The organism is Streptomyces sp. NPDC102279, assembly GCF_044766365.1.
In the GTDB taxonomy this organism is placed as follows: Bacteria; Actinomycetota; Actinomycetes; order Streptomycetales; family Streptomycetaceae; genus Streptomyces.
Genome location: NZ_JBIWLU010000004.1, coordinates 504,040 through 522,960, shown reverse-complemented (window position 1 = coordinate 522,960; position 18,921 = coordinate 504,040). Strand labels below are relative to the sequence as shown.

Here is an 18,921-nt window from a genome sequence, read left to right as displayed (position 1 = left end):
TGCTAGTCGGATTCCTTGCCCAGGACACGGCGGGCGGCCTCGGCTTCGGCCGCCGGCGGGGACACCTCGTCGAGGGTGTCGAGTTCGTCGTCGCCCTCCAACTCCTCTTCCCAGGCGGCAGCGAGCCTCTCCTGCTCCTCCCCGGGTCTGGCGGTGACGGCCTCCCTGTCCTCCGGGGTCAGTGCTGCCAGGAAGCGTGCGACCGAGTCGTTCGGCATGCTTGGCCTCTCATCGCCGGGTGTGGTGTGGATCCCGGCTCAGCATGGTCAATCGACCCGGCGACCGCTGCCCGACACAGCCGCGGCACACTCGGATGGCCCCGACTCCCGATGACCGTCGGCATCCGCGGACCCTGCTCGTCCCTCGGTACACGGGCCGCGCCTCGACGACGCGACTCCGCGTCAGGACAGCGCGAGGACGCAGAAAGCATGGCCTTCCGGGTCGCTCAGGCACGTCCACGGGACGTCGCCCTGCCCGAGGTCGAGGTCGGTGGCGCCAAGAGCCCGCAGCCGGGCGACCTCCGCCTCTTTGTCGTCGCCGGGGTACGGCAGCAGGTCGAGGTGGACGCGGTCCTCCCCAGCCGTCGCTTCTGGCGTCCGAAGGAACTCGAGATACGGACCGGTGCCCCGGGCGGAGCGCAACGACGCGTGATCGTCGCTCACCTCGTGCGGAGTCCAGTCCATCGCCGCGTCCCAGAACCGGGCCATGGCCCGCGGATCCGCGCAGTCGACGACCACCGCGGCGATCGGACCGGTGTCCCGGTAGATCTCCCGAGGCTCCAGGACGCAGAACTCGTTGCCCTCCGGGTCGGCGAGGACCGTCCAGGGCACGTCGCCCTGGCCCACGTCGGCGGGCGTCGCCCCGAGGGCCTGGAGGCGCGCGACCAACTCCGTCTGATGGGCCGCGGAGGTGGTGGCGAGATCGAGGTGCACACGGTTCTTCGCTGCCGTCTTGGGTTCCGGGACAGGAACGACGTCGACACCGACGACGTCCGGGTCCGGCCAGACGAAACCGGCGGGCGCCACGAGGCGGGTCACGCCGGATTCCCCGCTGGAGACGTGCCAGTCGAGCGCCTCCGCCCAGAACCGGCCGACCGCCGAGACATCAACAGCCTTCACGTTCACCTGCACGGGTCGCAGAGCCATGCCGCCGATCCTATGCACCGCTCCGCGACGGCGTCAGCAGGCGTTGCCTCCGAACAGGTCAGGGCGAGACGGACGCGGGATGCGAGGCATCGGCGGCCTCGGTCGAGTCGGTGGCGTCCGACTGCGACACCGCGGAGCGGCGCCCGCGCCGGTCGGCGAGGAGCACGAAGGCGACCCCGATGACGATCCAGGCCGTGAGGACCAGGGCGGGGAGACCGGCGCGCGTTCCGTCGAAGAAGGCTCTGACCAGGTCACGTTCGTCGTCACCGGCGAGGACGGGCTCGCCGACGAAGATCTGGCGTGCGCCGAGTACATCGCCCGGAGGGCCACCGAGACGGGTACGGACTCCGCCGCGTTCCTCCGCCGCGCCGGTGAGTCGCGCGCCGCCGCCGAGCTGGCGCACGGCGTGCGTCAAGGCGTCCACCCCGATGACGTCGCGCTCTGTCTTGAGCTCGACCGGTTCCCCTTTGCCATGGTGGCGACCCTGGAAGACCCGCTCATGGTGCTCCGCCCGCACGCCGTTCCCTCACTGACCGACTGAGTTCGCCGGCCACCACCCGCACCGACGCGACGACCGGGTGGTGCCCGGCCTACTCCGGCTTCACCGTGGCCCCGGCGAGAGCAGGGAGACGGACAGTGGTCAGCCCTTCTTCGGTGCCTGGAAGCCGCCCATCGTCTCCTCCAGCAGTTCGGCCAGCCGCAAGGGGGTGCGGTCCTCCAGCATCGGACCGACGAGCTGAACTCCCACCGGCAGTCCGTCGGGAGATCGGCCCGCCGGTACGGCAGTGGCGGGCAGGCCGGGCATGGTGGCCAGACCGGCCCAGGCGAGCTGGTCGAAGTACGGGTACTCGACGCCGTCGATGTCGATCCGGCGCTCCATCGGATTGGGGTGGTGGTCGTGCGGGAACGCGGGAGTAGGCGTGATGGGACACACGACGACGTCGAACTCGGCGAAGAACTGCCGCCAGCCCTGCCGGTGGAACTCTCGACGGCCGTTCGCCTCGATCCAGTCGCGGTGGCTGAACGCCATGCCACGCAGTCGCGCCGCGTCGAGACTCCGGTCGTCCGCGCTCAGTCGCGCGGCGCGAGTCCTCAACTGCTCGTACGCTTCGACGGGAAACTGTGCCACGGAGCCCGAGAACAGCAACTGCGTGTAGAGCAAGGCGGCTTCGGTCAGGTCGGGCAGCGACGAGCTGTGCCGTTCGACGCGGGCGCCCGCGTCGACGAGCACGTCGGCAACCCGCTTCACGCCCGCCCGCACGGCGCCCCCCGTCGGAATGAGCGGATGCTCGTCAAGGACCAGGACCCGGAAGTCGCGGAGCCGTTCGTGGCGCGCGGGCGGCAGCGTCACGTCGTAGGCCACACCGAGCGTGAGAGGGTCCGGTCCCGCCATGACGTCGAGCAGGAGCGTGAGATCTCGGGCGGAGCGTGCCATCGGACCGACGACGGCGAGATCGTGTGCGTCCGGCAGTGCCGGGGCGAGAGGCGGGACCATTCCGCGCGTCGCCGCCAGCCCGAGTGTCGGCTTGTGCGCGTAGATGCCGCAGAAGTGTGCTGGGGTCCGCAACGAACCCGCGAGGTCGGAGCCGATGGACAGCGCGCCGAATCCGGATGCCAGGGCCGCCGCCGATCCGCCGGATGATCCACCCGGCGTACGACGGGGATCCCAGGGGTTGTTGGTGGTGCCGTAGATCCCGTTGAAGGTCTGCACATCTTGCAGCCCCAAGGGCACGTTGGTCTTGCCGAGCACCACCGCCCCGGCGGCCTTGAGCCGTGACACCTGCACGGCATCCTCGGCCGGAAGGTGGTTCCGGTGTATCGGGATCCCCCACGTCGTGGACAGCCCGGCCACGTTGTACGACTCCTTGACCGTCACCGGGATGCCGAGCAGCGCGCGGTCCTCTCCGCGGGCACGCGCGTCGTCGGCACCACGCGCGGCGATCCGCGCACGGTCGAAGTCCCGCACGCAGATCGCGTTGATCGCGGTGTCGTCCCGCTCGATACGGGCGATCGCCTCGTCGGTCAGTTCCGCCGAGGTCACTTCGCCGGCACGCAAAGCGGCCGCGAGTTGTTCGGCCGTCTGAAGATTCTCGTCCATGCCGCGGAACGTACCTGCCCCCCGTTCAGGCCATGAAATGCCGCTTCGCGCAACGGGGATGGAGCTATCGGCGTGCCCGGCGGCGCGACACCGCCACGCCCACCGCGCCGGTCCCCAGCGCCGCAGCCGCCGCGGCCTCGATCCACAGCAGTCCGCCCGCACCGGTGGCGGCCATCGAGCCGCTCTGCGGGTCCGCCCCGCCGGTCGTGCTGGTGCCGCCGGACGTCGAGGCGGAACCGCCGGTGCCTGCGCCGGTACCGGCGGATGCCGAGGCGGACGGGGACGGGGAGGGCGAGGCGGACGAGGCGCCGCCGGTGACCTTCAGGGTGACCGGTGCGGAGTCGTTGCCCGGCCGATCGTCGCGATTGGGGAAGTCGGTGCGGCCCATGACCTCGATGGAACCGGCCTTCGGGTGTGCGACCGCCTTCTGGATGCGCACGTAGAAGGTGAGTTGGTCGGTGTCGCCGGCCGGGAAGGTGTCCGATATCCCGCACTCGTAGGTGAGGGTGCCCTTGATCGGCGATCCGCAGGCGTGGTCGTCGTCCTCGCCGGGGAAGGGGATCTTGGTGATCACGGTGCCCTCGGGCGGGGTGACGCGGTAGACGCCGGAGCCCTGGCCGGGGCGGCTGTAGAGGTTCATGGAGCCCGGGCCGCCGTTCTTCACGCCCAGGGTCACCGGCACCGTCTGGCCCACCTCGCCGGTGACCTGACCACCCAGCGCCTGGTAGTCGGCGCGCTGGGTGGTGGACACCTCGACGAAGCCGCCGAAGTCGGGGAAACCGGAGGCGGAGACGGGCTTGAGGCCGAGCGCCGGTCCGCTGCCGGTGACGGTGTAGTCCGCCGGATTGTCGTACTGCCACGGGTTGCCGCTGCCGAGCGGCCAGGTGAGGTAGCTGATGGTGGCGTACATCAGGTCGTCCGACGCGGTGAAGTGCCACGGCTTGTCGAACGCGTACGCCGTCCCGGGCTCGATGGGGGTGTCGAAGGTGCAGTACGCGGTGGGCTGCGGCATCGGCCGGTACCGGCAGTTGCTGTACTGTTCGGCGACCTTCAGTCCCTCCTCGCCGAACAACTTCACGCCGATGCCCTGGGGCGCCGCCAGCGGGCCGGTGTTGGCGATGGCCGGGGTGATGTCGAAGCTTCCTCCGGGCGCGACGCCGGTGACCTTCTTCTCCCGCTGGGTGAGCAGCTTGGGGCCACCGATGATCGCGTGCGTCGTGGCGGTGGCCGTGCCCGCGTCGCTGGAGACGGCGGTGTAGCGGATGTCGCCGGAGGCACCGGCCTTCACGCCTTTGGCGCCCTTGATGTAGAAGGGCTGGACGCTGGTCAGGCCGTCGATCGAGGTGTACGTGCAGGTGTAGACGTACCCCGAACGCGAGCAGGCTCCGCCGTCGCCCGTGATGAGGGCCTTGCCCTCCAGGTCGGTGGCGTCGATGGTGAGCTTGACGTTCTTGGCCAGCGGCTCGGTGCCCTCGGGGGCGCTCAGGTTCAGGTCGAGCAGGAACAGATCACCGTCACCGGGCGGGCCCTCGCCGTACTGGTAGGCGTAGTACGTCTCCTGGGCGTCGATCGACAGCTTCGTGTCGGCCGCGTTCGCCGTTCCCGGCAGCACCGCCACACCGAGTCCGGCCGCTCCGATCAGCAGTGCCGCCGGTCGAGTCCATCGCCGTACCTGTCCCATACCCCACACCCGTCTCACCCGCGCCGTCCGGAACGCACACACGTGTCGTTCGGATGGCTGGACTCGCCACGGGAAGGGATGGTTGCGCTCCGGATCGTTGCGATTTCAGCACTGCCCGCCCGACGGGCATCTCGCTGAGGCCCGGACAGCATTGGCGCCCCTTTGCGCTCGTCCGGTCCGTTGCCTCGACCAGGTCGAGGGCCGACAGGACATCCGAGAGCGTCCTGTCATCCGCTCACCTCCGCCCGAACGCCCGGGCGTCGCGCGGGCGCACCCCCGTTTCCGGCCGGCGACACCGAGAGGACTATTCTGAACACGTTCAAAATCTGGGGAGGGTGAACACGATGCGGGGAACTGTCAGGTGCCGGCGGATCGCGACCTTGGTCGGCGTGCTGGGCTGCGTCGGGGTGGCATGCGGCGTCGGACCGCCGCCTCCGCCCATCAGCCAGGCGTCGCTGGTCGCGAAATGGGCCAACGACGAGGGTGTGCGGATCGACTTCGCCGGCGATCACACGCTGAGGGGGGTCGGGCTCGATCACGCCCCGGGCGCCGAGCCGGGCTCATGCCCAGCGGCGACGAAGGGCCATTGGGAGTTCTTCGGGCCCATGAACGACTCGGGTTCCTCCTTCACCGACGAGTCCCTCACACGAGGCGGCATGATCGCCGTGGACGGCAAGGACGACATGTGCACCTTCATCGCCGTCACGAGGAAGGACGGGCAGGTGTTCACCCTCTGCCTCGCCCAGGATCCCGAACCTGTGTGCACGCACGACGAGACCCTGCACCGGAGCCGCCCAGCACGGAGCCGTTGACCCTCACGTGGCGTCATGCCGCATAGTCGGCGGCGTGGAGGAGCATCTGACGGTGGGACGGGTGGCGGCGCTGGGCGGCGTGAGCGTCCGCACGCTGCATCACTATGACGAGATCGGCCTCGTGCGTCCGTCGGCGCGAACCGGGGCCGGTTATCGGGCCTATGCGGCGGGCGATGTGGAGCGGCTGCGGGAGGTGCTGGCCTATCGGCGACTGGGTTTCGGGCTACGCGAGATCGCGGACCTGGTCGACGACCCGGCCACCGACGCGGTCGCTCACCTGCGCCGACTGCGCGGCCTGCTGCTGGAACAGAGCGACCGTGCTGTCGCCATGGTGACGGCGATCGACAGGGAACTGGGGGCACGGGCGATGGGGATCAGGACGACGCCGGAGGAGCAACTCAACGTGTTCGGAGCACAGTTGTACGATGCCATCGGGTCCGCCTACCCGGCGACGCGGCGAACCGAGCCGCGGATCGCCGCGCGAGTCTGGGACGCGCTCGGGGACGCGCGGACAGTGCTGAACGTCGGAGCCGGCACCGGCTCGTACGAGCCGCCCGATCGCGACGTCGTCGCGGTGGAGCCGTCGGCGGTCATGCGGTCGCAGCGTCCCGCGGACGCGGCGCCGTGCGTGGCCGCCGCGGCGGAGAGCCTCCCGTTCGAGGACAAGTCCTTCGACGCGGCGATGGCCTTCAGCACCGTTCATCACTGGCGGGACCCGATCGCGGGCCTGCGGGAGATGCGGCGCGTGGCCCGCCGCGTGGTGGTGTTCACATACGACGCCGGTGACACCGGCCGGCGTGAGAGGTTCTGGCTCACCCGCGACTACCTGCCCGAGTTCGCCGACCTTCTTGTCGACTGGCCCTCGCTGGCCGACCTGACCCGCGCGATCGGGGGGCGCGCGGAGCCGGTGCTCGTGCCGTGGGACTGCGCCGACGGTTTCTTCGAGGCCCATTGGCGGCGGCCCGAGGCCTACTTGGACGAACCCGTGCGCCGCGCGGTGTCGGTCTGGACCCGAGTCGGCCCCCAGGCGGAGCGGCGGGCGGTGGACAGACTGCGCGACGACCTCTCCTCGGGCCGGTGGGCCGAGCGCAACCGCGACCTCGTCGCTCTCGACGCTGCCGAACTCGGCCTTCGCCTCCTCGTAGCCTGATCCGCCATGTGCGAGGACACCGCACGAGGAGCGTCGCGTGGCCCCGACACCCTCCACCGACACGAGACTCACCCCAGTAACGGCCCGATGCGGCGAGCGAGGACTGCGGTCACTACGATCAGAGCCCAAGACAACCATTCGACCGGCTCGATGGGAAGGCCGGTCAGGGTCGCCGATGCCGGGGTCCGCCCCCGGGCTGTGGTGATCTTCCTGCCCAGGAGGACCCCCCGCATGTTTCGACGTATTGGGATCACCGTCGTCCGACATCCCGTCTGGACGATCGTGGCATGGCTCATCGCGGCCGTGGCGATCGTCGCCACGGCTCCGGGCCTGCCTTCGAACAGTGACGAAAGCAGTTTCCTGCCCAAGAGTTACGAGTCCATCAAAGCTGCGGATCTCCAGGCGAAGGCGTTCCCCGGTGCCTTCACCCCGTCAGCGATCGCGCTGTACCAGCGCACCGACGGCGGCAAGCTCACCGCCGCCGACAAGAAGGACGTCGCCCGGATCACCACCGAGCTGGGCAAGAAGAACATCGACCAGGTGCAGAAGGTCGTCCCCGGCCAGCCGTCCAAGGACGGCAGGTACGACCTCACCCTGGTCCAGATGGACAGCAAGAACGCCGGCCAGCCCAAACAGGCCGACGCGGCCAAGGTGTTGCGGGACGACGTCAAGCAACTGGCCAAGGGCACGGATCTCGACGTCAAGCTCGGCGGCTCCGCCGCGCAGGCGCTCGACCAACAGGACTCGTCCAAGCGCGGTCAGGCCCTGATCGGGATCGGCACCTTCCTGATCATCCTGGTGACCATGCTGATCATCTTCAGGGCGCCGATCCTGGCCGTACTCCCCCTGATCCTGATCGGCGTGGTGGCCGCCATCGCCAACGGGCTGATCGCCTACGCCACCAAGCTCTTCGACCTCCAGGCCAACAGTTCGGTGTCCTCGATCCTCATCGTCGTGCTGTTCGGCGTGGGCACGGACTACTTCCTGTTCCTGATTTTCCGCTACCGCGAACGCCTGCGGGCAGGAGACGAGTCGAAGGAGGCGATGATCAACGCGGTGGGCCGGGTCGGTGAGGCCATCGCCTCGGCGGCGGGCGCCGTCATCATCGCCTTCCTGGCGCTGGTGCTGTCCACGCTGGGCTTCCTCAAGCAGATGGGTCCGGCACTCGCCATCTCGGTGGCTGTCACCCTGGTCGCGGGTCTGACCCTGGCCCCGGCCGTGGTCTCGCTCATCGGACCCAAGGTCTTCTGGCCCTCGAAGTCCTGGCAACAGGAGCCGGAGAACGCCCGGTTCGCCGCCCTCGGCCGCGGTGTGCAGCGCCGCCCGGCACTGACCGCCGCACTCTCCGGTCTCGTCCTGGTCGCCCTGTCCCTCGGCGTGTTCGGATACAACGCCACGTTCGACCTGGCGTCGGGCTCCATGCCCAAGACCAAGGAGTCCATGGTCGTCCAGGACGAGATGCAGAAGGCGTACTCGGCGGGCGCCGCCGCACCCACCGACGTCTACTTGTCGAGCACCGACGGCAAGCCGCTGGACAGGGCCGCCTTCCCCGCCTACGAGAAGAGCCTCGGCGGGGTCGACGGTGTCGCCAGCGCGAGCATGACCCAGGTGAACAAGGCCGGCACGACCGCCGACTTCACGGTCACGCTCAAGTACGAGGCGTCGACGGACCAGGCGATCGACACGGTGGGCAGGGTGCGGGACGTCGCACACGCCGACGCGCCCGAGGGCACCGAGGCCCTCGTCGGTGGCATGTCCTCGATCTACAAGGACATCGACGCGGCGGTCAACCACGACTACCGGACGGTCTTCCCCGTCGCCGCGATCCTGATCATGATCATCCTGGGACTCCTGCTGCGCAGTGTGGTCGCGCCCTTGTACCTGATGGCCTCGGTGGGGCTCGGGTTCGGCGCGACCCTCGGCGCCACCGTGTGGATCTTCCAGGATGGGCAGGGGCACTCGGGCCTGATGTTCATGCTGCCCGTGATCATGTACCTGTTCGTGGTCGCCATCGGCACGGACTACAACATCCTCATGATCGCCCGGCTTCGTGAGGAGGCCCGCGAAGGCCGAGATCCACGTGAAGCGGCCGGCATGGCGCTACGGCACGCCGGCCCGACGGTTGCCGCGGCCGGCTTCATCCTCGCGGCGACGTTCGCCACGATGATGCTGGCGGGCAACGCACTGCTCACGGAGATGGGATTCGCGGTCTCGTTCGGCATCGCGGTCGCCGCCTTCGTGATGGCGATGTTCTTCACGCCGAGCCTCACCGCCCTGATCGGCCACGCGGCATGGTGGCCGGGCCACGCGGACCGGGCCCACGAGGAGCCGGCCGGCACCGGAGCCGACGCCGTCGGCACCGGACCGGTCACCGACGAGGACCAGGACGTCTTCGCCGACGATCCCTCGGGACGGCGCGGCTAGCATCCGTACAGTCGGCAGGTCTGCCGGGCCGGCAACACGCGGCCCGGCAGACCTGCCGAACTGCCTCTCGGCTCAGCGGACCGCGGGAACCTCGGCCGCGTGCGGGTAGGCGGCCGACCGGTGCTGGAAGGAGAGGATCTTCGGGTTCTGGACGACTCCGTCGCGGATCTCGATGGCCTTTCTGAGCGTGACGTCCGAGTCCCATGCGGTGGGGCCGCTCAAGACCTTGCGCAAGTAGGGAAGCAGCGCCTCGCTGATCTCCCAGGTGGCGGAGTTCCACAGGTGGGACGGGCTGTGATCCACCGCGTAGTAGTGGCAACCCGGACCCACGGAGTGCATGGGCTCGCCGAACGTGGTCGGGCGGGCCCATTCGAAGCCCATGCCCTCGTCGCAGGCGACGTCGACGAAGAAGGTCTCGGGGCGGAACAGGGCGAGCTCCTCCTCGGTGACGAACATGAGAGGCGCGTCCGTGTCCTGCAGGACGCAGTTGACGATGACGTCGAACCCGGCCAGGTACTCCGCCAGCGGCACGGAACCGTTCGCGGTGACGGCCTCCAGCTGCGAGGGATCGTCCTCCCGCTCCGCGAAGTGGCCCATCACGACCGAGGGCATCGGCGAAGCCACCGCTGCGGCGGCGCGCTGCGTGAGCACCGTGACGTCGGAGATCCCCATGGCGCCCAGGCCCGTGACCGCCCCGCGCGCCGTGGCGCCGAAGCTGATGACCACCGCCCGCAGCCGGCGCCCGTAGCTGCCGGTCAGCCCGCCGAGCTGAAGGGCGTGCAGCACCGAGCAGTAGCCGGCGAGCTCATTGTTCTTGTGGAACACGTGGACGCTGAAGGCGCCTCTGGACGTCCAGTGATTCATGGCTTCCCAGGCGATGAAGGTCAGCCGTCGGTCGATACCGATCTGCGTCATCTTCTCGTCCTGGACGCAGTGCGGCCATCCCCACAGCACCTGCCCCTCGCGCAGCTCGGCGACATCCTCGTGCATCGGTTTGGGCAGCAGCAGGACGTCGCACTCGGCGAGGAGTTGCTCACGGGTGCGCAGACCTGCCACGAGTGGTCGTAGGGCGTCGTCGGCGACGCCGAACCGTTCGCCGTAGCCCTGTTCGAGGAAGATGCGCTCGCGTATGTCCGGAGCGATCCGGTCGAGGTGTCGGGGGTGCAGGGGCAGACGGAACTCGTTCTCCTTGCGGGAGGAAGCGAGTACTCCGAGACTCATCAGACTCATGTGGGGCGGCTCATCTCCGACCGGACGCGGTGTGCTCCGGCCATTGCCGTTCCCCGAGGGCGACGCCGAAACGGATGACGGCGTGCGAGGTGCGCTCGGTACCGCCACCGTACTCCCGTCCCGTCGCCTCCCAACGCTCATGATCGTCCTGCGCCGACGCGCGGGTCCACCGCACCCGACGCCGCTCGCCCGCTACGACCACGTGCGGTTATGTGGGGTGGACGGTGGTCAGGTCGGTGAGGCCCGAGATGGTCAGGACGGGTTCCAGGAGCGCATTGGTGACCAGTTCGAGGCGGTCGGCGTGGGGGAAGAGCACGCTGAGTCCGGCGCTGTCGAGGTATTCGACACCGGTGAGGTCGAGCACCAGAGGTCCGGTCATGTCCGTGAGGGCGTCGGCCAGTTCCTCGGTGTTGCTCATGTCGATCTCGCCGACGGCCGTCAGGAGCGCGATGCCGTCGGGCCGTCGTCCGCGGGTGAGGGTCAGGGAAGTGGTCATCAGGCGATCCTCGTATGCATGTCGACGGTGGTGCCGGACGGGCCGGGGGTGATGGTCACCTGCTGCATGAGGGCATGCATCAGACCCATCCCGCGACCGCGGTGGGTGTTGAGTTCCGGCTGCGGCGCTTTCCAGCGGCCGGTGTCGGCGATGGTCAGGTGCAGGTTGTCGACGAATGCCTCGGCTCGGATGTGGATGGCGTCACCGGGGGCGTCGCGGTGGCCGTGCTCGATGGCGTTCGCGCACGCCTCGCCTGCCGCCACCAGGACGTTCTGCACGGTGGTGGGCGGCAGATCGCACTGGTCGAGCCAGCTGCGCAGTGACTTGCGGACGGGGGCGAGCTGGGAGGACTCCGCGGGGAAGGACATCTCCAGCGGGGCCGGGTGGCGGTAGAGCAGCAGGGCGACGTCGTCGTCGTAGCCGTCGACGGGGGCGAGCCGGGCCATGACGTGGGTGGCCAGCTCGTCGACCGCGGTGCCCCGCCCGTCCTGAAGTGCTTCGCCGGCCTGGTCGATGCCCGCGCTGAGCGGGCGGCGACGACGTTCGACGAGCCCGTCGGTGTACAGCAGCAGGGTCGACCGGGCCGGGATGGTGCAGGCACCTTCGGGCCGCTCCTTGCCGGGACGGACGGCGAGGGGCAGGGAGCGTCCGTCCTCGAGGAGCCGGGTGGTGCCTTCGGGCTGGACAAGGATGCCGGGCGGGTGGCCGGCACTGGAGTACGTCAGCTGTCCGGTGTCGGTGTCGAGGACGCCGCAGAAGACGGTGGTGCAGGCCGCGCCCGGAACTCCGGCGGCGAACTGGTCTAGGGCCATCAAAGTCCGGGCAGGACTGGCGTCCTGCAGCATCAGGGCGCGGCAGGCGCTGCGCAGTTGGCCCATGACGCTGGCGGCTTCGAGACCCCGGCCGACGCAGTCACCGACGACGATGCCGATCCGCCCATCGGGCAGGGTGACGGTGTCGTACCAGTCGCCGCCGACCTCCAGGGGCTGCGTGGCGGGCTCGTAGCGGACGGCGAATCCGTCGGGGAGCCGGGCCGGGCCGAGGATGGCGCGTTGCAGGGCGATGGCGGTCTCACGCTGCTGGTCGATCTGGTGTGCCCGCTGCAGACCCTGGGCGAGGTGGCCGGCCAGGAGGGACAGCAACAGCTGGTCCTCTCCGGTGAAGGGCCGGTTCTCGCCGAGGTCGATCCACAGCGCGAGGGGCCCGTTGGGGAACTCCAGGAGTATGCCTGCCCCGGTGCGGTCGGCCACCGGGGTCAGAATCGGCCCCTGGCGCAGGGCGCCGAGCCGCTCACGGCGTTCGGCGGGGAGTCCCGCCCAGCTGGGTGACGCGCTGGTCGAGGTCAGGGTGGGTTCGTCGCCGTGGTCGAACACCGCTGCCAGGACCGACCGGGCGCGCCACAGTTTCTTCAGCTCGTCCAGCGCGCCGGTCAGCGCCTCGGGGAGGCTGGTGGCCCGGGACAGGCAGGTACCCAGGGCTGCCAGGGCGCTTTCACGCTGGATGGCGTAGTGGTCGGCGGTGACGTCGCGGAAGGTACCGACGGTGACGCGGCGTCCGGTGTCGGGGTCGTCGACCTGGTTGAAGGTGGCCGTGGCCCACAGACGTCGCCCGTCCCGGTGGGTGATCGGGATGGTGTACGAGCCCCTGGTGTTGCCGAGCAGCAGGGCGAAGGCCTCACTGACTTGCTCATACGCCGCGGAGTCGGTGGCGGCGTCGGGCCACCAGGGGTGGACCGGCCGGTACGGCAGGCCTTCGGGCCCGTAGCCGAGGATGTCGGTGAACGCCGCGTTGATCTCGATGACGGCGCCTTCCTCGTCGCAGACGAAGAAGGCCTCCTGCAGGGAGTCCACCAGTGCGGTGCGCCAGCGGGCGTGGTGGCTGCGCAGCCGCGCCAGCTCGATGTTCGCGCGCACCCGGGCGAGGAGTTCGGCGGCCGCGAACGGTTTCACGAGGTAGTCGTCGGCACCGGCCCGGAGTCCTTCGATGGACGCTTCCTGTCCGGCGCGGGCGGACAGCAGCAGCACCGGGAGCGAGGCGGTGCGCGGGTCGGAGCGCAGTGCCGCGACCAGGGCGAGGCCGTCCAGGTGCGGCATCATCACGTCGCTGACCACCAGGTCGTAGGCGTTCGTGCGTATCGCCGCCAGGGCCTCCCGGCCGTCGTCGACCGCGCTGACCGCGTACCCGGCGCCGCGCAGCAGTCGGATGAGGTATCCGCGCATGTCGGCGTTGTCGTCGGCGACCAGTACCCGGGCGGGGAGCGCGGAGCCGGTGCCGGAACCGTCGGCTCCCCCGTCGGGGGTGCTCGCGGCCTCGACGGGCTCCGTCCCGGCCCGTTCGCCGGGCAGCCAGCGAAGGGCCTCCTGTACGAAGGGGTCGGTCGTCGTGGAGGCGGAGCCGGTGGCCGGCTCCGGATGGACGGCCTCGTCCGGCAGGTGCGCGGAGCCGAACGGCAGCCGGATGGTGAACCGGGTGCCTCGGCCTTCCGCGGAGGTGGCCGTGATGTCGCCGCCGTGCAGTCCGACGAGTTCCTTCACCAGGGCCAGGCCGATGCCACTGCCCTCGTTGGAGCGGGAACGGGCGTTCTCGATCCGGTGAAACCGCTCGAACAGCCGGGGCATCTCGTCTGCGGCGACGCCGATGCCGGTGTCGTCGACCGTGACGACGGCCCGGCCGTCCTCGGCGTCCACGGTGACGCGTATCGAGCCCTCGAAGGTGAACTTCAGCGCGTTGCTGAGCAGGTTGAGGACGACCTTCTCCCACATGTTCCGGTCGACGTGGACCGGTTCGGGCAGCGGGACGCAGTCGACCTGGAAGTCCAGGCCGGCCCTGTCGACGGCGGAACGGAAAACGCTGGCGAGTTCACCGGTGACCGCGGCCAGGTCCACCGGTTCGTAGCGCGCCTGCATCCGGCCGGCCTCGATGCGGGAGAAGTCCAGCAGTGTGTTGACCAACTTGCCGAGGCGCAGGCCGTTTCGGTGGATGACGTCCAGTTCCTCCCGCACGCCCGGATCCGCGCCCGCGAGCTTGTCGCGCAGTTCGTCCACGGGCCCCATGATCAGGGTCAGGGGCGTACGGAACTCGTGGCTGATGTTGGAGAAGAACGTCGTCTTCGCCCGGTCCAGTTCCGCGAGTTCCTCCGCGCGCCGCTGCTGCGCCTGGTAACTGCGGGCACTGGCGACTCCGGTGGCGACATGGCCGGCGACGAGTTCGACGAAGCCGCGGTACCCCTCGTCCAGGGCGCGGTAGCGGTTCAGGCCGACCACCATGAATCCGTACGGGGAGCCTCCCTGCTGCTTCAGCGGCACCACCAGTGCCTGGACGGGCGGTTGAGGCCACTCCCCCGCCGGCAGATTCACGAAGGGGGCGCCTTCCAACGGCACGAGCGCAGGTTCGCCGAGGGCCGCGGCGGCCGTCGGCCACACCGTCTCGGAGCCCGGAGGGAGCAACTCCACAGCGGCGGGGTGACCGCTCTCCACTCCGGTGACCGCCGCCAGGGCGGCGCTGCCGTCGTCCTGGAAGAGGTAGGTCAGCGTGAAGGGCAGATCCTGCGGGTTGCGGCTCAGTTGCCGGCGGGCGAAGTCGAGCATCTCCTGCTCGGTACGCACCACACTGGGGTCGGAGCCGAGGTCGCGGAGGGTGGTCATCCGTCGTTCGCCGATGACGCGTTCGGTCTCCTCGCTGACCACGCACAGCATCCCGACGACCTGGTCGGCATCGTCGCGCAACGGGCTGTAGGAGAAGGTGTGGTAGCTCTCCTCCGGGTACCCCGAGCGTTCCACGAAGAGCAGCAGCGCCTGGTCCCAGGTCGCTTCGCCGGTGACGAGGACCGTGTCGATACGGGGACCGATGTCGTCCCAGATCTCCGCCCAGACCTCGCCCGCCGGCCGTCCCAGAGCCCACGGATACTTCCGGCCGAGGGTGTCGCGCCGGTACGCGGCGTTGCAGAAGAAGGTGAGTTCCGGCCCCCAGGCCATCCACATCGAGAACTTCGACGACAGAAGGATGCTGACGGCGGTCTTCAAGCTCTGCGGCCAGCTCTCCGGGTCGCCGAGCGAGGTGGTCCCCGCCCAGTCCACCAGTGCCAGGTCCCGGCCGACCGCCACGTCCGCGGCGAACACACCGCCGCCAGCCGCTGCCTCCGCTTCCGCTTCCGGCACGGCATCCTCGGAACGCGTCACAGTCCACCCCTTCCTTCACGACAGGCCGATGCCCGAGGGGCGGTCTGTCGGTGTCCACTGTGCGGTCCCCTCCGCGCGCAAGGGTCACCATAACGGTGAGAACCGCGCGACTGAGGAAGCACCCGGACGAAGCTCGTTGACGCGCTCCGTAGGATAGGGCAGCCACGCCGCGTACCAACAGGCACGGCCGACGGGAGGGGAGGGACGGGCCATGACGTGGTCCCTCCACACCGTTCACCAGGACACGAACGAGGCGGCGACGGCCCACCCGTACGTCGTCACCGAGGCACTCACCGACCCGCGCATCGCCGCAAGCCTCCTCAGCGATCCGGGAACCGGACCGAGCGACGACGCCGCGCTGCTCGCCCTGTCCGTCCCGCCCCACACGCCCACCTGCCCAGGAGAACCGGTGAACGACCGCACTCTGACCGCCACTTGTCACCACCACGCCAGCGGCGCCACGGTGCTGACCGTAGCCGGTGAACTCGACCACCACACCGCGCCGGACCTCGCCCGGGTCGTCCAGGAGACACCCTTCAGCCCGGACGTCCCCCTGCTGATGGACGTCTCCGAACTGACTTACTGCGACTCCACCGGGCTCACCGTGTTCGTCAGCGCCTACGACCGCGCGCTCAAGGCCGAATCGCGTCTGCTCCTGGTCGGGATGACCTCCGACATGACGCATCTCTTCCGCATCGTGGGCCTCGATCAGCTCTTCACGTTCCAGCCCACCGTCGAGGACGCCATCGACGCCCTCCTCGCCTAGACAGCGATCTGAGCAGGGTGCCTGAAGCGCGGCATCACGCGAGCGGTCGCCGACCCGCGGTCGCGCTCAGGCCGTCCAGAAGCAGGTCGAGACCGGTGGTGAACTGGTCGCGGTCGTCGTGGTCGCGCAGGTCCGTTGTCGTGCCCGTGAGGAAGGGGTACTCGGCGGGGTCGAGTGTGGCCCAGTGTTCGGCGGTCCGGGTGAGGAACGCGGCGCGGCCGGTGGCCGTGCCGACGGTGACGCCCGGGGCGATGATCTCGGCGCTGACGCCGGTGATGTAGTACGAGATCGCGGTGGAGACGGCGAAGTGCCGTTCGGCGGGCAGCCCCGTCCGTGCGACGAGGGTGCCGATGCGGTCGAGCAGACGCAGGGCGTTCTCCAGCGTGGCCGGCGCGGTGACGTGGGACGCCGCCCACGGGTGTCGGTCGAGGGCGTCGAATACGGCGACGGCGAGCGCGCGCAGCCCGGCGACGGCGTCCCCCTCGACGCGCGGGTCCGCGGCGAAGGCGTGGCCGAGCACCTGATCCGCGGCGAGAGCGACGAGTTCGTCCTTGTTCGCCACATGCCAGTACAGGGCGCCGGGTCCGGTGTCGAGCCGCTTGGCCAGCAGCCGGAAGGTCAGTCCCCGCTCACCGTGCTCGTCCAGGAGGGCGACGGCCGCGCTCACGATGATCTCTTGTGACAGGGCGTCGGGGCGCCCCTTCCCGTCGGGTGCTCTTCCTCGTGTGCGCGGCATGAGCACATTTTGACACACCCTGGATCGGTGTTCCATATTGGTTATGGAACACCGATCCATAATGTTGCCCGGCGGCCGCCCAGCGCTCCGCGGGCACGGGAACGAGGAAGCCATGACCACCAACCACCACCCGATCGTCATCGTGGGTGCCGGCCTCGGGGGCCTGACCCTCGCCCGGGTCCTGCACGTCCACGGCATCCCCGCGACGGTTCTTGAGGCCGATCCCTCGGCCGCGTCCCGCACGCAGGGGGGCCAGCTCGACATCCACGAGGACGACGGGCAGCGCGCGCTCGCCGACGCCGGCCTCACCGACGCGTTCCGCGCGATCATTCACGAAGGCGCCGAGGCGCTGCGCGTGCTCGACCAGAACGGAAAGCTGCTGCACGACGAGCCCGACGACGGCATGACGCGGCGACCCGAGGTGCTGCGCGGAGACCTGCGCCGGATCCTGCTCGACTCCCTGCCGGACCGGACCGTCCAGTGGGGACGCAAGGTCACCGACGTCCAGTCGCTCGGCGACGGCCGGCACGAGCTGACCTTCGCCGACGGCACGACCATGACGAGCGGTCTGCTCGTCGGCGCCGACGGCGCCTGGTCCAAGGTCCGTCCCCTGCTCTCCGACGCCACGCCCCGGTACATCGGCACGACGTTCATCGACACCTACCTCTACGACGTCGACGAGAAGCACACCGCGACGGCCGAGGCGGTCGGTGTCGGCGCCATGTACGCACTGACCCCGGGCAAGGGGATCATCGCGCACCGCGAGGCGGGGAACGTCCTGCACACGTACATCGAGCTGAACCGCCCCGCCGAATGGATCGCCGGCATCGACTTCACCGATGCCGCCACCGCGACCGCCCGAGTGGCGGCCGAGTTCGACGGATGGGCACCGGAACTCACCGCGCTGATCACCGACGGTGAGACCGCTCCGGTCGCGCGCATGATCCACACCCTCCCGGACGGCCACCGCTGGGACCGTGCGCCCGGGGTAACGCTCCTCGGCGATGCCGCGCACCTGATGCCGCCGTCGGGCGACGGCGCGAACCTGGCGATGTTCGACGGCGCCGAACTCGCCAAGGCGATCGCCTCACACGGCGCGGACCTCGAAGCGGCCCTCACCACCTACGAGACGACGCTGTTCGCCCGTACCGAGGCCTTCTACGCCGACGCCCACGAGATCTTGGACCTCTGCCTGGGCGACCGCGCGCCGTTCGGACTCATCGACCTCTTCAACGGTGTTCCCCAGAGCGGGGACAGGGCTCAGGGGCAGCACTGAATCCTTCTCGGACAGTCGCTCTCAAGAGGCGTCCAGGTCGCCGTACAGCATGTGGTGGTCCGAGTACGACGACGGGCGCACGGCATGCTCCAGCGGCACGAGGCCTCGGAGGAAGACGTAGTCGAACGTGCTCTGCCAGTCGGTCGTCGGCTCGCAGTTGCCGGTCGACGAGGGACCGCACCGGGGGTCCACGTCCGTGGCCGATCTCCACATCGGGGCGAGTTCGGGAGCATCGGGTACGGCGTTGAAGTCACCGAGGACGACGGCGCGCTCGTGCCGTACGACTTCAGCGGCGAGTACGCGCGTCTGACCCGCTCGGACCGTCTCTTGGCGTCGCTCCGCAAGGTGGGTGTTGAAGACCCGCAGGGGCCGGCCGTCCACCGTGGTGGTGACCGCCATGTACCCACGGTCCTCGGATCCCCCGTCGGGGTACTCCGCGGTGACGAGATCCCTCATGGGTGCCGCCGAGAGAATCGCCTGGCCGTAACCTCCCGGACTCCACGGCGCTCCCCCGCAACGGCCCCAATTCCGAAGAACGGAACCGTACTTGACCTGGTAGGTCAGCCCGTACAGATCCTCCAGGTAGTCCACGATCCTCTCGACGTCCGGCACGCACGCCTCTTGCAGCCCGATGACCTGAGGGGCATACGCGGCGATCTCCGCCGCCCGGTCGACGTTGCTCCCCTCGCAGGGGTTGCAGAGGTTCCACGTCATGACGCGGTTCGGTACGACATCGACGGCGGACTCGACGGCCCCCGACCTGACGAAGGGCGAACCACTGGGCGCAGTAGGGCCGATGAGCACCATGCACGCCACGATCAAGGCGCCCGCGAGCAGTTGCGTGCGCCCCTTGAACACCAGCGGCCCCCTCACAGCGGACATCCATGACGTGCGAGTCTCCTCGCACGAGGATAAAGGGAGGCCGGCCG

At 69.7% G+C, this 18,921-nt stretch carries 14 protein-coding genes and 1 pseudogene; 6 read left to right on the top strand and 9 right to left on the bottom strand.

The annotated features are described in order from the left end of the window. Positions 1–2: 2 nt before the first annotated feature. On the bottom strand, positions 3–218 hold the full coding sequence (locus ACIRQH_RS12350; RefSeq protein WP_388932737.1) for a hypothetical protein: 216 nt from the start codon (positions 216–218) through the stop codon (positions 3–5). 183 nt (positions 219–401) lie between these two features. Beyond that, a complete protein-coding gene (locus tag ACIRQH_RS12345) occupies positions 402–1,145 on the bottom strand; it encodes a VOC family protein (protein WP_388878366.1) in 744 nt (247 codons plus the stop codon). A gap of 238 nt (positions 1,146–1,383) precedes the next feature. Between ACIRQH_RS12345 and ACIRQH_RS12340 the strand changes: the two are divergent. After that, positions 1,384–1,686, top strand: a pseudogene (locus ACIRQH_RS12340) (2-phosphosulfolactate phosphatase); the annotation flags it as partial. A 99-nt stretch (positions 1,687–1,785) separates the two neighbouring features. Here ACIRQH_RS12340 and ACIRQH_RS12335 read toward each other — a convergent pair. Continuing rightward, the gene (locus ACIRQH_RS12335; protein WP_404225558.1) at positions 1,786–3,243 is read right to left on the bottom strand and encodes an amidase; all 1,458 of its coding nucleotides are present in this window, start codon (positions 3,241–3,243) and stop codon (positions 1,786–1,788) included. Positions 3,244–3,307: 64 nt separating this feature from the next. Next, positions 3,308–4,924 carry a hypothetical protein gene (locus tag ACIRQH_RS12330; RefSeq protein ID WP_404225555.1) on the bottom strand — a complete coding sequence of 539 codons (1,617 nt, stop codon included), beginning with the start codon at positions 4,922–4,924 and terminating at the stop codon, positions 3,308–3,310. Positions 4,925–5,529: 605 nt separating this feature from the next. Between ACIRQH_RS12330 and ACIRQH_RS12325 the strand changes: the two genes are divergently transcribed. From ACIRQH_RS12325 to ACIRQH_RS12315, 3 genes are all read left to right on the top strand, one after another. Beyond that, positions 5,530–5,736 carry a hypothetical protein gene (locus tag ACIRQH_RS12325; RefSeq protein ID WP_404225553.1) on the top strand — a complete coding sequence of 69 codons (207 nt, stop codon included), beginning with the start codon at positions 5,530–5,532 and terminating at the stop codon, positions 5,734–5,736. A gap of 34 nt (positions 5,737–5,770) precedes the next feature. Next, entirely contained in the window at positions 5,771–6,886 is a 1,116-nt protein-coding gene (locus ACIRQH_RS12320; protein ID WP_388878343.1) for a methyltransferase domain-containing protein, read from the top strand. A gap of 231 nt (positions 6,887–7,117) precedes the next feature. Further along, positions 7,118–9,310, top strand: a complete 2,193-nt coding sequence (locus ACIRQH_RS12315) for an MMPL family transporter (protein ID WP_404225551.1) — start codon at positions 7,118–7,120, stop codon at positions 9,308–9,310. A 72-nt stretch (positions 9,311–9,382) separates the two neighbouring features. Here ACIRQH_RS12315 and ACIRQH_RS12310 read toward each other — a convergent pair whose 3' ends face one another. From ACIRQH_RS12310 to ACIRQH_RS12300, 3 genes are all read right to left on the bottom strand, one after another. Further along, positions 9,383–10,540, bottom strand: coding sequence for a N(5)-(carboxyethyl)ornithine synthase (locus ACIRQH_RS12310; protein WP_388878336.1), 1,158 nt, complete (start codon positions 10,538–10,540; stop codon positions 9,383–9,385). A gap of 208 nt (positions 10,541–10,748) precedes the next feature. Continuing rightward, the gene (locus tag ACIRQH_RS12305) at positions 10,749–11,036 is read right to left on the bottom strand and encodes an STAS domain-containing protein (protein WP_358818528.1); all 288 of its coding nucleotides are present in this window, start codon (positions 11,034–11,036) and stop codon (positions 10,749–10,751) included. Further along, on the bottom strand, positions 11,036–15,214 hold the full coding sequence (locus tag ACIRQH_RS12300; protein ID WP_404225548.1) for a SpoIIE family protein phosphatase: 4,179 nt from the start codon (positions 15,212–15,214) through the stop codon (positions 11,036–11,038). Before ACIRQH_RS12300 ends, ACIRQH_RS12305 begins: the two co-directional genes overlap by 1 nt. Positions 15,215–15,425: 211 nt before the next feature. Here ACIRQH_RS12300 and ACIRQH_RS12295 point away from each other — a divergent pair, with 211 nt between their 5' ends. Beyond that, a complete protein-coding gene (locus ACIRQH_RS12295; RefSeq protein WP_388878329.1) occupies positions 15,426–15,980 on the top strand; it encodes an STAS domain-containing protein in 555 nt (184 codons plus the stop codon). Positions 15,981–16,014: 34 nt separating this feature from the next. Here the strand turns inward: ACIRQH_RS12295 and ACIRQH_RS12290 are convergent, their stop codons facing one another. Then, positions 16,015–16,716, bottom strand: coding sequence for a TetR/AcrR family transcriptional regulator (locus tag ACIRQH_RS12290; protein WP_388932722.1), 702 nt, complete (start codon positions 16,714–16,716; stop codon positions 16,015–16,017). A 112-nt stretch (positions 16,717–16,828) separates the two neighbouring features. Here ACIRQH_RS12290 and ACIRQH_RS12285 point away from each other — a divergent pair, with 112 nt between their 5' ends. After that, a complete protein-coding gene (locus ACIRQH_RS12285) occupies positions 16,829–17,992 on the top strand; it encodes an FAD-dependent oxidoreductase (protein WP_404225546.1) in 1,164 nt (387 codons plus the stop codon). A 21-nt stretch (positions 17,993–18,013) separates the two neighbouring features. Here the strand turns inward: ACIRQH_RS12285 and ACIRQH_RS12280 are convergent, their stop codons facing one another. Next, positions 18,014–18,874, bottom strand: a complete 861-nt coding sequence (locus ACIRQH_RS12280; protein ID WP_388878320.1) for an endonuclease/exonuclease/phosphatase family protein — start codon at positions 18,872–18,874, stop codon at positions 18,014–18,016. Between the last annotated feature and the right edge of the window lie 47 nt (positions 18,875–18,921).

Excerpts from the sequence above, each read along its gene's own strand:
- ACIRQH_RS12350 (WP_388932737.1), bottom strand. The coding sequence starts at position 218 with ATGCCGAACGACTCGGTCGCACGCTTCCTGGCAGCACTGACCCCGGAG.
- ACIRQH_RS12345 (WP_388878366.1), bottom strand. The coding sequence starts at position 1,145 with ATGGCTCTGCGACCCGTGCAGGTGAACGTGAAGGCTGTTGATGTCTCG.
- ACIRQH_RS12335 (WP_404225558.1), bottom strand. The coding sequence starts at position 3,243 with ATGGACGAGAATCTTCAGACGGCCGAACAACTCGCGGCCGCTTTGCGT.
- ACIRQH_RS12330 (WP_404225555.1), bottom strand. The coding sequence starts at position 4,924 with ATGGGACAGGTACGGCGATGGACTCGACCGGCGGCACTGCTGATCGGA.
- ACIRQH_RS12325 (WP_404225553.1), top strand. The coding sequence starts at position 5,530 with ATGAACGACTCGGGTTCCTCCTTCACCGACGAGTCCCTCACACGAGGC.
- ACIRQH_RS12315 (WP_404225551.1), top strand. The coding sequence starts at position 7,118 with ATGTTTCGACGTATTGGGATCACCGTCGTCCGACATCCCGTCTGGACG.
- ACIRQH_RS12310 (WP_388878336.1), bottom strand. The coding sequence starts at position 10,540 with ATGAGTCTGATGAGTCTCGGAGTACTCGCTTCCTCCCGCAAGGAGAAC.
- ACIRQH_RS12305 (WP_358818528.1), bottom strand. The coding sequence starts at position 11,036 with ATGACCACTTCCCTGACCCTCACCCGCGGACGACGGCCCGACGGCATC.
- ACIRQH_RS12295 (WP_388878329.1), top strand. The coding sequence starts at position 15,426 with ATGACGTGGTCCCTCCACACCGTTCACCAGGACACGAACGAGGCGGCG.
- ACIRQH_RS12290 (WP_388932722.1), bottom strand. The coding sequence starts at position 16,716 with ATGCCGCGCACACGAGGAAGAGCACCCGACGGGAAGGGGCGCCCCGAC.
- ACIRQH_RS12285 (WP_404225546.1), top strand. The coding sequence starts at position 16,829 with ATGACCACCAACCACCACCCGATCGTCATCGTGGGTGCCGGCCTCGGG.
- ACIRQH_RS12280 (WP_388878320.1), bottom strand. The coding sequence starts at position 18,874 with ATGTCCGCTGTGAGGGGGCCGCTGGTGTTCAAGGGGCGCACGCAACTG.